The organism is Asanoa sp. NPDC049573 (assembly GCF_040676615.1).
GTDB lineage: Bacteria > Actinomycetota > Actinomycetes > Mycobacteriales > Micromonosporaceae > Asanoa.
On sequence record NZ_JBFAPI010000002.1, the window covers coordinates 81303 to 93873 of the forward strand.

The 12571-nt window shown below is 71.5% G+C and carries 10 protein-coding genes; 5 read left to right on the forward strand and 5 right to left on the reverse strand.

The window, feature by feature from the left end; translation table 11 throughout:
• The first annotated feature begins 5 nt into the window (after positions 1 to 5).
• A complete protein-coding gene (locus tag AB0J74_RS03990) occupies positions 6 to 1031 on the forward strand; it encodes a substrate-binding domain-containing protein (RefSeq protein WP_363444318.1) in 1026 nt (341 codons plus the stop codon).
• On the opposite strand, the gene AB0J74_RS03995 is transcribed toward AB0J74_RS03990, so the two are convergent.
• On the reverse strand, positions 1028 to 2062 hold the full coding sequence (locus tag AB0J74_RS03995; RefSeq protein ID WP_363444320.1) for a LacI family DNA-binding transcriptional regulator: 1035 nt from the start codon (positions 2060 to 2062) through the stop codon (positions 1028 to 1030). The genes AB0J74_RS03990 and AB0J74_RS03995 overlap by 4 nt on opposite strands.
• 48 nt (positions 2063 to 2110) lie before the next feature.
• The gene (locus tag AB0J74_RS04000) at positions 2111 to 3691 is read right to left on the reverse strand and encodes an APC family permease (protein ID WP_363444323.1); all 1581 of its coding nucleotides are present in this window, start codon (positions 3689 to 3691) and stop codon (positions 2111 to 2113) included.
• A gap of 112 nt (positions 3692 to 3803) precedes the next feature.
• Here AB0J74_RS04000 and AB0J74_RS04005 point away from each other — a divergent pair, with 112 nt between their 5' ends.
• From AB0J74_RS04005 to AB0J74_RS04015, 3 genes are all read left to right on the forward strand, one after another.
• Positions 3804 to 4277: an Lrp/AsnC family transcriptional regulator gene (locus AB0J74_RS04005; RefSeq protein ID WP_363444326.1), complete on the forward strand. Its 474-nt coding sequence runs from the start codon at positions 3804 to 3806 to the stop codon at positions 4275 to 4277.
• Positions 4278 to 4324: 47 nt separating this feature from the next.
• Positions 4325 to 6550 carry a hypothetical protein gene (locus tag AB0J74_RS04010; RefSeq protein ID WP_363444329.1) on the forward strand — a complete coding sequence of 742 codons (2226 nt, stop codon included), beginning with the start codon at positions 4325 to 4327 and terminating at the stop codon, positions 6548 to 6550.
• 374 nt (positions 6551 to 6924) lie between these two features.
• Positions 6925 to 8076 carry an erythromycin esterase family protein gene (locus tag AB0J74_RS04015; RefSeq protein WP_363444332.1) on the forward strand — a complete coding sequence of 384 codons (1152 nt, stop codon included), beginning with the start codon at positions 6925 to 6927 and terminating at the stop codon, positions 8074 to 8076.
• Positions 8077 to 8422: 346 nt separating this feature from the next.
• Here the strand turns inward: AB0J74_RS04015 and AB0J74_RS04020 are convergent, their stop codons facing one another.
• Positions 8423 to 10096, reverse strand: a complete 1674-nt coding sequence (locus AB0J74_RS04020; protein WP_363444334.1) for a metallophosphoesterase family protein — start codon at positions 10094 to 10096, stop codon at positions 8423 to 8425.
• 199 nt (positions 10097 to 10295) lie between these two features.
• On the opposite strand from AB0J74_RS04020, the gene AB0J74_RS04025 reads away from it, so the two are divergent.
• Positions 10296 to 10772: a hypothetical protein gene (locus AB0J74_RS04025; protein ID WP_363444337.1), complete on the forward strand. Its 477-nt coding sequence runs from the start codon at positions 10296 to 10298 to the stop codon at positions 10770 to 10772.
• Here AB0J74_RS04025 and AB0J74_RS04030 read toward each other — a convergent pair.
• Entirely contained in the window at positions 10769 to 11626 is an 858-nt protein-coding gene (locus tag AB0J74_RS04030; RefSeq protein WP_363444340.1) for a carbohydrate ABC transporter permease, read from the reverse strand. The genes AB0J74_RS04025 and AB0J74_RS04030 overlap by 4 nt on opposite strands.
• Entirely contained in the window at positions 11623 to 12504 is an 882-nt protein-coding gene (locus AB0J74_RS04035; protein WP_363444343.1) for a sugar ABC transporter permease, read from the reverse strand. The genes AB0J74_RS04030 and AB0J74_RS04035 overlap by 4 nt, the downstream gene beginning before the upstream one ends.
• Positions 12505 to 12571: the final 67 nt, after the last annotated feature.

The window sequence follows — 12571 nt, forward strand, 5'->3', positions numbered from 1 at the left end:
GATCGGTGCCGCCCAAGGATGGCCGCGCGACGCTGGCAACCGTCGCCGCGTCGGCCGGCGTCTCGGTGACCACCGTGTCCAAAGTGGTCAACGGGCGCGCCGACGTGGGCCCGGAGACCCGGGCGCTGGTCGAGTCGCTGCTGGAGCAGCACGACTACATCGGCCGCCGGTCGCCGGCGGCCAAGGGCAGCCCGGCCACCGCCCGCATCGAGCTGATGTTCAAGGGCGACCTCAACGCCTACTCGACCGAGATCATCCAGGGGGTGCTCGACGCCGGCACCGAGGCCGGCGTCTCGATCGCCATCAGCACCCGCCCGGCCGGCGCCGAGCCCGATCGCCCGCGTGGCTGGGCCCGCGACCTGGCCGCCGCCGGCCGGCGAGCGGTGATCGCCGTGGTCGACGAGCTGACCACGACCGACCTGGCCGCGCTGTCTCGCGCCCAGCTGCCGCTCGTCGTCATCGACCCACTCAACCTGCCCCGCGACCGGGTGCCGAGCGTCGGCTCGACCAACTTCGCCGGCGGCATGGCCGCGGCACAACACCTGCTGGCTCTCGGTCATCGGCGGATCGGTTACGTCGGCGGTTCCACCCGGTCGGCCTGCAACCAGGCCCGGATGCACGGCTACCGGGCCGCGCTCGAGGCGGCCGGCGTCCCGGTGCCCGACGAATACCAGCGCAGTGGCGACTTCCGCTATCAAGACGGTGTCGAGGGCGGCGCAGCGCTGCTCGACCTGGCGGCGCCGCCGACCGCGGTCTTCGCCGGCAGCGACGAGACGGCGGCCGGCGTGATCGAGGCGGCCCGGGTCCGGGGCCTGCGGGTGCCCGACGACCTGAGCGTGGTCGGCTTCGACGACACCGACGTAGCGCGCCTGGCGTCACCGCCGTTGACCACGGTGCGGCAACCGTTGCGCGAGATGGGCGGCGTGGCGGTGCGCACGGCGTTGCGGCTGGCCGCCGGCGAGAAGCTCGACTCGCACCACGTCGAACTGGCGACGGCCTTGATCGTGCGGGGTTCGACTGCCCCTGTTTAGGGTTGGGCGGTCGATTCGCGCACGACCAGTGTGGTGGCCAACTCGACGTGGTGTGAGTCGAGCGGCTCACCGGAGATCAGCCGGAGCAGCGTGCGCAGGGCGACCCGGCCCATGTCCCGCAACGGTTGCCGCACCGTGGTCAATGCGGGCGTCGACATCACCGTGAGGTAGGTGTCGTCGAAGCCGACGATGCTGAGCTGGCCGGGGATGCGAAGCCCCCGGGCCTGCGCCGCGGCGAACACGCCCATGGCGGTGGGGTCGCTGGCCGCGAAGACCGCCGTCGGCGGCTCGTCGGCATCGAGCAACTCGCCGCCGAGGACCAGCCCCGACGGAAAATCGAAGGAGCCGTTGCGCACCAGCGCCGGATCGGCCGGGATGCCGGCGTTTTCCAGCGCGGCGCGGTAGCCGTGCAGCCGGGCCCGGCTCGGCGAGGAGGCGACCGGCCCGCCGATGAAGGCGATCCGCCGATGCCCGAGCCGGATCAGGTGGTCGGTGGCTTCGAGGCCGCCGCTCCAGTTGGTCGCGCCGACGCTGACCACGTCGGTGCGCGGCAGGTTGACCGGGTCGATCACGACCAGCGACAGCCCGGCGCGATCGAACGCGGCCAACTGGCGCGAGGTCAGCTCGGAGGTGACGACGATGAGCCCCTTGCGACCCGCGTCGGTCATCCGGCGGGCCCAGGCCGCCTCGGTGCGCGGCGGCCGGTCGGTCAGGGTGGGCAGCCGCCGCACGACGACGTCGACGCCGAGCTCGTCGCCCCCGTCTGTGACGCCGTGCAGCACCTCGGTGGCGTAGGGGCTGATGATGTCGTCGAACACCAACTCGATCGAGCGGGTCGGCGCCGGCGTGCCCCGGCTGCGCGCCCCCGGCGGGATGTAGTTGTGCTGCCGCAACGCCTCTTCGACCCGCGCCCGCGTCGCGTTGGCAACGTCGGCCCGCCCGTTGAGCACCTTGGAGACGGTCGGCAGCGAAACGCCGCACGACTCGGCGACCATCGCCAGCGTGGCCCGCCGCCCGACCTCAGCCGGCACCCGTTCCCCCCACCGTCGAAAATGTTTCGAGCACCCCTCCTGCGGAGACTAGCGGCGCGCACGGGCCGGCTTCAACCGAGTTCCGGCCGGGTGACGGGTCAGCCGATCGGCGGCCTGGCGTGGCCGTTTGCGGTTGACGGCCGCGGCCGCGGTGACGAGCGCGGCCGGAATCAGCGCGGGCCCGCAGAAGGCCAGCACCACGGCGACGATGGCGAAGGCGATGCCCGCACAGACCTTGGCCGGGCCCAACAGCAACCGCCAGCCGGCCGCCGTGCAACCGAGGTAGACCACCAGGAAGAACGTGGTGGGCACGTTGACCAGGGTGGCAAGGTCGATCGCACCGGTGGCCAGCGGCACGATGAGAATCGCCCCGGACGCGAGAATGGCCAACGCCAGCCACGGCGGCAGCCCACCGCGCCCGTCACCGCCGCCCCGCTCGCGGCCGCCACCCGTCCCGCTGCCGCCACCCGTCCCGCCGCCCAGCCCGCCGCCGTCCGGGCCGCCGCCATCCTGGCCGCCGCCACCCAGAGCGCCGCCGCCACCCAGAGCGCCGCCGCCACCCAGAGCGCCGCCGCCACCCAGAGCGCCGCCGCCACCCAGCCCGCCGCCGCCACCCAGCCCACCGCCGCCACCCAGCCCACCGCCGCCACCCAGCCCGCCGCCGCCACCCAGCCCGCCGCCGTCCGGGCCGGCGCCGCCGTCCGGGCCGCCGCCACCCGGCCGCGATGGCGCGTGGCGGTTCGGGTCGGTGCGCAGGGCGCGGGCCAGCCCGGCGGCGCCGGACATGTAGGCGAGAACGGCGCCGATGGTGAGGACGACCGCGCCCACGGCGGCCACCGCCGTGCCGGCGTTGCCCAGGCCCAGGGTGAGCAGGGCCGCGAGCGGGACCTCCGTGCCGGCGCGCGGGCCGAGTGCCGCCACGGTCACCGTGCCGAGTGCCAGGTAGACCACCGTCGTCGCGGCGAACGCGATGGCGATGACCACCGGTAGTTGCCTTCGGGGGTGTGCGAACCGGGTGGTCAGCGGCGCGATCGCCTCCCAGCCGACGAAAGCCAGCATCAGCGTCGCCGCGGCGCGCCCGACCGCGGACCAGCCGTGCGGTGCGAACGGCGTCCAGTTGGCGGCGTCGCTGGCCGGTACGGCGGAGGCGACCGCGCCGACCACGACGGCCAGCAGCAGCGCCACGAGTCCGAACTGGACGGTCGACGAGGTGCGCAGCCCGCGCGCGACGACGCCGACGGCGCACACCAGCAGGAGGGCGGCGGTGGTCGCGGCCACCCGGACGCCGCCGCCGGTCAGTTCGGCGACGTAGTTGCCCCCGATCACGCAGACGATCGGGGCGCCGGCGATCACGCCGGCCAGGAAGCACCAGGCGACCGCCCGGCCGGCGCGGTCACCGAGCCCCGCCCGGGCGTACCCCCACACTCCCCCGGCCGACGGATAGCGCACGCCGAGAGCGGCGAACACGACAGCGAACAACGCCGACGCGCCGAGCAGCACCACCCAGGCGACGATCGACGCCGGCCCCGCCTGATGTGCGGCCAGGCCGGGCAGCAGCAGCAGGCCCGGGCCGAGCAAAGCTCCGATGTAGAGGGCGGTGCCGCGGACGATCCCGATGTCGCTGCTCATGTGCCGAATTCTGGCAGCGTCGGCGCCGCACGCGATGGCAAAGATGCCCGCGATAGGTCCCCTGGACGCAACTGCGTTGCGCTCAAAGCCAAAATCGCGCAATCATATGCCGGTGCCTCCCTACGACGACACCGACCGGGCCATCCTCACCCGGCTCCAGCAGGACGGGCGGATCGCCAACATCGACCTGGCCGAGGCGGTCGCCCTCTCGCCGTCGGCCTGCCTGCGGCGGGTGCGCACCCTGGAGCAGGACGGGTTGATCGCGGGCTACCGGGCCGAGCTCGACCGCGCCCGGCTCGGCCTCGACCTGACGGTCTTCGTCGAGCTGCGGGTCGACCGGCACTCCCGCGAGAACGCGGCCCGGATCGAGGCCGCCCTGACCGCCATCCCCGAGGTGGTCGCCTGCCACGTCGTGGCCGGCCGGGCCGACTTCATGATCGAGGCCGCGGTCGCCAACCTGGCCGCGTACGAACGGCTGCTCATCGACCAGATCCTGACCATCCCGTCGATCGTCGACGCGCACAGCACCTTCGCCATCCGCACGGTCAAGACCCGCGGCCCCCTGCCGGTCTCGCAGCTTGCCTGACACCAGGAGGGTTGGACAGCGGCGGGCGGAGTGTCCATCCTGGTGCGGTGGACGCCGACCCGGTCGTGGTGCTGGCCGATGACCTGACTTTCGACGGCCAGCCGCTGGACGCCGTCGACCTCCTGCTCCAGGATGGCCCGGCGCTCGCCCAAACCGCAGACCGGCTGCGCTGCCTGGCCCGCGCCGAACGCGACCTCGGTCACCGTCGCCTGGCCATCGGGCTCTTCTCGGCCGCCGACCGGATCGGCCAACCGACCCCCGCCGACGCCGCGGAGTTCGTCGCCCTGCTGGTCGGTTTCCGGGCGTTCCGGCGAGCGCTGGCGTTCGTCGCCAAGCTGCCCGAGGACGTACGTGCGGCGGCGCCCATGCGGCAGGCGCTCGCGGAGACCTACCGCGCGATGGAACTGCACGCGCTCGCGGCCGACGCTGCTGGTCGCACGGCCGGGCACCGGATCTGGTGGCACACCGGTGGGCCGGTCGGGTGGCTCCGGCGGCGGCGCCGGTCGCGCGACCTGGCGGCCGAGGAGTCCTGGCCGGCCGACGAGCCCGACCTCGTGGAAGCCGACCTGCGCCCGGCCGAACTCGTCGCCCGGGCCGAACGCCTGCGGGCCCAGGACGCCCGGGTGCAGGCCGCGCTTGCCGCAGCCGACGCGATGTTCGACGCCGACGACCTGAGCGGCGCCCACGATGGGCTCACCGCCGCGATCGCCGTCGACGCCGACAACACCATGCTGCTGGCGCGGCTGGCGGTGATCTGCCGCTACCTCCGGATGGACGGGCGGGCGCTGGAGATCCTCGCGGCCGCGCGCCGGATCGATCCGACCGATATTCATCTGGTCGACCTCAGCGCCTGGATCCTGATGGCGAACGACCGACTCCGGGAGGCGCTCGCGCTGCTCGACGGGCTGCCCGGGGTGCAACAGCGACACCCGGAGCTCCGCGAGACCCGGGCCGAGGTCTACTGGAAGATGGGTCTGCCCTCGCTGGCCCGCCAGGCGTTCGGCGACCCGTTGACCCTCTCGGCGGCGCAGCGCCGCCGGCGACTGGCGATGTGGTGGCGCACGGGCGGCCCGCTGCGCGCCCTGCTCTGGCGACCGCGGCGGTTCGAAGAGCGCACGTTGCGCGACTGGCGACACTCGAGCCGGCACCTGCCGCTGCTGGAGAGCCTGGCCTGGCCGCCGCGATGCGATCCCGCGCCGGTGCGCGCCCGCGTCGACCGGTGTCTCCAACAGGCGGTGGTCATCCAGCAGCGCTGGTGGAGCATCGGCTGGTTCACCTGCCGGCTGTCGCTCGTCGTCGGCGGTGGCCTTGCCTGGTTCGGCCTGCGGTGGCTGGCGGAGTCGAGAACCTCAGCCAACGGGCCGGCCTTCGCCACGGCGGGCCTGGCGCTGAGCGCCGGCCTCCTGCTGCTCGTGTTCTCCCGCTTCGTGTCCGCGCCGACCTGGTACGGCGTCCTGATTCGCGGTGCACCCACCGGTTTGGTCGCGGTCGCTCTTGGCTACGGGTTGATCAGCTTCGCGGATCGCCAATGGGCCGTTCTGGTGGGCGGCAGCCTGATCGCGGCGACCGCCGTGGCCGCGCTCTTCTTCGTCGGCGCCGCGCTGCCGACCTGGTGGTCGATGGCCGCCAAGCGTCGGATTTGGCGGCGCAACCCCCGCGAGGAGATCGTCGACGACTTCCTCTCCGTGCTCTACGAGCTCGACGACGTGCACAAGCGCAACGACCTCGCCGAGCGGGCCCGCTGGGTCACGAAGATCGAGCGCGCGGCCCGCTTCATGGAACGCCACCTGCCGCACGCGTTCGGCCCCGCCGACGCCGCGACGATGGTCTGGCGGGCCGACCGGGCGGCCGGCGCCGCGACCGCCATCCGACAGCTCAAGCGACACCTGATCGCACCCCGAGAAGACAGCTGGGACCGCCTCGTCGCCGAGATCCGGGCCGCGACCGTCGCCGTGGCCTCGGGGCAACTCGGCGACCTGCGCTGGGCCAGCCCCGTGTCGGTGGACCCACGACGACGACTGAAGCAGGCGCTCGGCATCGCCCGTACGGTCGCCGTTGCGGCCGTGCCGCTCGCCGTCGTGCTGGCGGTCACGCCGCTCGTCGACTTCGACAGCGAGACGCTGCGCTGGGCCCGCCTGGCGACCCTGGGCTGGGCGGTGATCTACTTGCTGATCGCGGCCGACCCCAACCTCAAGGACAAGATCGAGGTGGCCCAGAGCACCGCCAACTTCCTGCGTGGCAGCCGCACCGAGCCGGACCGCCCGGAAAGATGACCGGGGCGGAATCGCCAACGACCGGCCCTCGTCTCCCGTGAGCCGGGTTGGACCGCCTCCTCATCGTCCCCTGACCAGAACCACCGTCGCCGATGCCTTCACCCCGTTGAGACGACAGGGTCACCGCGCCGCCCGGCCGCAACGCGGTCAGCCGGCCGGTCGGTGGGTCGAACCAGGCCGGGAACGGCGAACGCGACCAGCAGGGGCAGCCGGACGAGCCCGGCCCGACGGGATAGACGGTTACCCATGCCGGCGAGCCGACCGGATCACAGAGAAATCTCAGGAGACAGGCGTCAACATGAACGAAAACTTCACGGGTCGGATGACCCACGGCGCCGCCGGCGGGCGGCCCGGCACCGGTAACGTGCGGACCCATGACCGCACAGGTGCTGGCTGAGCTCGCCGTCGGCAGGGATCTGCTGGCGCTGGGCGAGCCGACACACGGCGAGCCGGCCTTCTCCGCCGTGCGCAACGAGGTCCTGCCGGCGCTGGTCGAGGCCGGCGTCCGCGCGATCGTGCTCGAGTCCGACCGGGTCGCCGGCCTCGCCGTCGATGACTACGTCCGGGGCGGCGGGTCCACCCTCGACGCCGCGCTGGCGGCCGGGTTCAGCCCCGGCTTCGGCGCGCTGCACGGCAACCGCGAGCTGCTCGAGTGGCTGCGGGCGCACAACGCGGGCCGGCCGGCGGCGGACCGGGTCGCGTTCCACGGCTTCGACGCGCCGCTGGAGATGACCGGTGCGCCCAGCCCGCGCCGCTTCCTCGCGCACGTTGTCGGTTATCTCGACGCGCACCTCGACCTGCTGGCGCCGGCCGACCTCGACCGCCTGATCGGCGCCGACGAGCGGTGGAGCGACCAGGCCGCGATCATGGACCACACCCGCTCGGTCGGCGGCACACCGGAGGCGCTGCGGCTCCGCGCGATCGCCGACGACCTGCGCACGGAGCTCTACGCCAACGCACCGCGGCTGGTCGCGGCCTCGTCGCTGGCCGACTGGCGCCGCGCCGACCTGCACGCCGACGTGGCCGCCCGGCTGCTCGGCTATCACGCGGAAGCGGCGGCGCCGGCGGCCCAGGCGGTGCGCACCTCACGGCTGCTCGGCGTGCGCGACGCCTGGATGGCGCACAACCTGCTCGACATCCGCGCCCAGGAGCAGCACCGCGGCCCGACGCTGGTGTTCGCGCACAACCGCCACCTGCAACGCCAGCCGAGCACCTGGCAGCTGGCCGGCATGGACCTGGAATGGTCGAGCGCCGGCGCGATCGTGTCGGCCCTGCTCGGCGACCGCTACGCGGTCGTCATCGGCAGTTTGGGCGCCAGCGCCGCGCTCGGCCTCCACCCGGCGCCCGCGGGCACGTTCGAGGCCGTCCTGACCGACGCCGCCACCGCGCCCACCGTCTTCGAGCCGGAACTCCTCGCCGGCCGAGCGCTGACCACCCGCACCGACGCGACGCCCGAGCAGGGCTATTTCCCGCTCGACGAGGCCACCGTCAACCATTGCGACGCCCTGTTACACATCCCCGGCTAGGCGGTCAGCATCGACACCGCCAGCGCCAGGTAGACGACACCACCGGCGGCGACGGCCAGGCCGGCCGCCGGCGGGTGTCCAGGCCGCGACGACAGCCCATCCGCGGATGCGCGACGTGAACCGGGCGCCCTCGGCGACCAGGTCGGTCATTTCCGCGAGCGTGGCCGAGCAGGCCGCTCCGCCCTGGTGCACGGTCGTCGCCTCGAGCGACTGGCCCAGCGCGACCCAGTCGTCTTCGGCCGCGTGCCAGACCAGCGTCACTTCCGTGCCGTGCGCCAGAAGCCGACACGGTGCTCGTGTCGTGAACGTGCGGGCCGGCCCGCGCGGGCCGGCCCGCACCAACCACCTACTTCTTGACGGTGATCACCGGGCTGGAGATCTGCTGGGTGCGGCTCTCCAGGTAGACGGTGTGCGTGCTGCCGCCGCTCGCGCTCGCCGGGAGCGTGAACGTGTAGTCCAGCCGGCCCAACTCGTCGGCCTTCTTGGTGGCGACGAGGATGCCGGGCTTGCCCTCGGCGGTGTTGGTCTTGCGCAGGTAGATCTCGACCGACTCGTTCGGGTCGTACCCGAACGCGGTGACGGCCAGCTTGCTGCCCGCCTTCGGCGACGTGGTGTTGACGATGACGTGCTCACCGGTCGTGGTGGCCGGCGTGCGCCACTCGTTGACGGTGCGCTCGCCGGCGTCGTTCTTGCGCACCACGACGCCGTCGAAGTGCTGGCCGTTGGCGTAGCGCGACTCGTAGGTCAGCGAGTCGGCCTTGACGTCGATCATCTGGTAGAGCTGCGAGTCTTCGGTCTTGGCCATGATGTCGGCACCGTTGTCGGTCCAGACGGAACCGTCGATGTCATACATCTTGCCGCCGGAGACGGAGACCGCGTACACGGTGCTGTTGTGCACCAGCGCCGACTGGCGCGAGGCGACTGTGCTGCCGCGGCCGTAGGTGTGGTCGTGGCCCTGGAGCACGAGGTCCACGCCGTACTTCTCGAACAGCGGACCCCACTGCGCCCGTACGATCGGGTTGTTGCGGCCTTCGGCCGTCGAGTAGACGGGGTGGTGGAAGGTCACCACGGTCCACTTGTTGGGGTTGTCCTTGAGCAGGCCCTCGAGCCACTGCGTCTGCGCGTCCATGTACTGCGGGATGCTCTGCACGTTGGTGTTCAGCCCGATGAACCGCACGCCCTGGTAGTCGACGTAGTAGGCGGTCGAGTCCAGCGCGGCCTCGTCGCCCCACGCCGCCGGGCCGTTGTCCGGGTAGGGGAACTGCGGCGCCCAGAACGACGACAGCGAAACGCCGCTGTACTCGTGGTTGCCGGTCACCGAGATGTTGTTGATCTGACCGTCGATGAAGCCGCCGGCCTTGTACCACTGGCCCCACTGCTCTTCGCTGTTCGCGGAGTCGATGAGGTCACCGGCGTTGACGATCACCTTGGCCGCCGGACGGTCGGCGAACGCCTGGCGGAACACGCGCGGCACCGCGCTGTCGATGTAGTTCTGCGCATCGCCGTAGTAGATGAACGAGAACGGCTGCAGGCCCTCGGCCGCGGTGGTGAAGTCGATCCACTCGCTCCAGTTGGTGCCGTCGCCGACCCGGTAGGTGTAGCGGGTCTCGGGCTTCAAGCCGGTGAACTCTACGGCGTGGTAGGTCGACGCGTACCCCAGCGAGGTGGTGACCGGGGTGTTGGAGATGGCCTTGACGGTCGTCACGGCGCCCGCCGCTGGCGCGACGTCGCCGAGGGCCTTCGGCGCCTCGAGGATCTGGGCCTGCGCCCATTCGGCTGACGCGTCGGCGCGCCACGAAACGCGCTGGCTGGTGGCGGGCTTGTCGGTCGGGATCAGGATGAGACGGTCCGGAACCGGCGTCGGCTTGTACTGCTCCGCCGCCGGGAACTTCGTCGGCGCGGCGTCACCGAACGCGGCCGGGCCGAACACGACGCCGCCGGCGAACAGCGCGGCGGCACCGATGGCCGCCATCGCCGCCCGGCGACGCCCCGAAGTCCACGGCCTTTTGACCTCTGTCACCTTGGTTCCCCCTCATGGGTCAGCCACCGGCGGGAGCGCGGTGGGACACGCGCATTGAGTCAAAGCCGGGCGACCCGCGCCGAACCTCGGAGTTGCCACAGGATGAACTGAAAGCCAGCTGAGAGAAGGCTGATCGGCGTCCACCGTCCGGACATCCGTCGTTGACCCGGCCGCCAGCGTGGCCGCCTACGGTCCGCGGGTGCCCGTTACCCGCTGGATCGCCGCCGCGGCGACCGTGCTGTCGCTCGGCACCCTGTTCGTCGCGCCGCCGAGCGCACCGATGAAGAAGACCGACGCGTTCCTCGACGCCGAGACCACCGGCGTGCTCTCCATCGAGGCGACCGAGTGCTTCGACGACCCGGCCTACTCCCGGATGGCCGACGATCGGGTGATCGTCTACCGCCCGTGCGAGGACAGTGCCGACAACCAGGCCTTCGGCTTCGTGTACGCGCCGGAGGGCCCGTGGGACCGCCCGGCGGTCGCGGCGCTGGGCTGGGACCGGTGCGGCGCCGCGTTCGGCAAGCTGTGGCGCCGCGGCTCGGCCGAGGGCCTCGCCTTCTACCCGGTGCTGCCGACCGCCGAGACCTGGGCCGACGGCGACCGCGCGCTGATGTGCGTGGTCTACCGGCCGAGCGGCAAGCTGCCCGGCTCGGTGCTCCCGCTGGCCACCCGTTAGCCCTTGGTGGAACCCAACGTCAGGCCCGACACGAACTGCCGCTGGAGTACGAAGAAGACCAGCAACGTCGGCAGCGCCACGATGATCGAGCCCGCGGACAGCAGGTTGTAGTCGGTGAAGAACTCGCCGCGCAGGTTGTTGAGCGAACTGGTGATCGGGAACTTGTCGCCGTCGCTGAGCAGGACCGTGGCCCAGAAGAACTCGTTGTAGATCCAGGTGACCTGCAGCGTGGTCAGGGCGGCCAGTGCGGGCCGCACCAGCGGCAGGGTGAGCGTGAAGAACTGCCGGCTCACACCGGCGCCGTCGACCTCGGCCGACTCGTACAACTCGTGCGGGATGGTTTTCATGTAGTTGCTCAGGACCAGCGTGCAGAAGCCGAGCTGGAACGCGGTGTTGATCAGCACCAGGCCCAGATAGCTGTCGAGCAGCGTGCCGTTGTCGTTGATCCAGGTCGGCACCTGCACCGCGCGGAAGGCCCGGTAGACCGGGATGAGCAGGGCCTGCGGCGGCAGCAGGTTGGCCGCCACGAAGACGCCGAGCAGCGTGAGGTTGAGCCGGAAGCTGAACCGCGCGAGCACGAACGCGGCGCAGGACGCCAGGAACAGCGTCAGGATCACGGCGGGCACGGTGATGTAGACCGAGTTGAGGAACTTCTCGCCGAACTCCGCGCGCTGCCAGGCGTCGACGTAGTTGTGGAAGGTGAACCCACCGAACGAGAAATAGCCGTGCGTGCCGGTGTAGTCGTAGTCGCGCAGCGAGTTGAACAGGCCCCACAGCAACGGCACGAGCCAGCCGACCGCCATCACGGTGAGGAACACGTGCAGCACGACCCGAGGCCAGCGCAGCGGTTTCATCGGTCGTCTCCCCTCGTGGTCGCGCGCAGATGGACGACGACGTAGACCGACGAGATCAGCAGCATGATGGTCGCCAGCGCGGAGCCGAAGCCGATCCGGCTGGCCTCGCCGATGATGTTCTGCGCGACCAGCGCCGCGATCACCTCGAGCCCGTTGCGACCCTTGTTGACGATCCAGACGATGTCGAACGCGCGCAGGGACTCGATGATCGTGATGACCAGGACGATCAGGTTGATCGGCCGGAGCACCGGGAAGATGACCGAGAAGAACGTGCGGGGCTCGCTCGCCCCGTCGACCCGCGCGGCTTCGCGCAATCCCGGGTCGACCGCCTTCAGCCCGGCCAGGTAGATCAGCATGATGTAGCCGGTGTGCTTCCAGGCCGTGGCGACCAGCACCGACCACAGGTTGACGTTGGGGTCGCCGTACCAGTCGATCTGGGTGCCCAGCAGCGCGTTGAGCAGGCCCTGGTCGCGCGAGTAGATCAGTTGCCAGATGAAGCCGGTCAGCGCCAGCGAGAGGATCACCGGAAGGTAGAACGCGGTCTGGTAGAGCCGGCTGCCGCGGATCTCCTTGTCGAGCAGCACCGCGAGAAACATCCCGAGCGGCGTGGGTATCAGGAACAGGAAGCCCACCCAGATCAGGTTGTGCCAGATGGCCGGCCAGAACGGCGGGTAGATCGTGGCGATGTTCTTGTAGTTCTCGAAGCCGATCCAGTCGATCGAGCCCAGGCCGCCGAACCCTTCCCACCGCGAGAACGAGAGCGCGACGGACGACAGGGCGGGCAACCAGACGAGCAGGACGACGAAGACCAGGGGTACGCCGATCATCAGCGCCACCACGATCCGGTCACGCAGCGTCAGCCGTCTTCGGATACGCATAGCGCCCTCCTCGTGATCAGGCCCTTGCATGATCGTAACCATCAATATTTACTGACGTAACGTTGTA

Excerpts from the sequence above, each read along its gene's own strand:
- AB0J74_RS04015 (WP_363444332.1), top strand. The coding sequence starts at position 6,925 with ATGACCGCACAGGTGCTGGCTGAGCTCGCCGTCGGCAGGGATCTGCTG.
- AB0J74_RS04035 (WP_363444343.1), bottom strand. The coding sequence starts at position 12,504 with ATGCGTATCCGAAGACGGCTGACGCTGCGTGACCGGATCGTGGTGGCG.
- AB0J74_RS04000 (WP_363444323.1), bottom strand. The coding sequence starts at position 3,691 with ATGAGCAGCGACATCGGGATCGTCCGCGGCACCGCCCTCTACATCGGA.
- AB0J74_RS04030 (WP_363444340.1), bottom strand. The coding sequence starts at position 11,626 with ATGAAACCGCTGCGCTGGCCTCGGGTCGTGCTGCACGTGTTCCTCACC.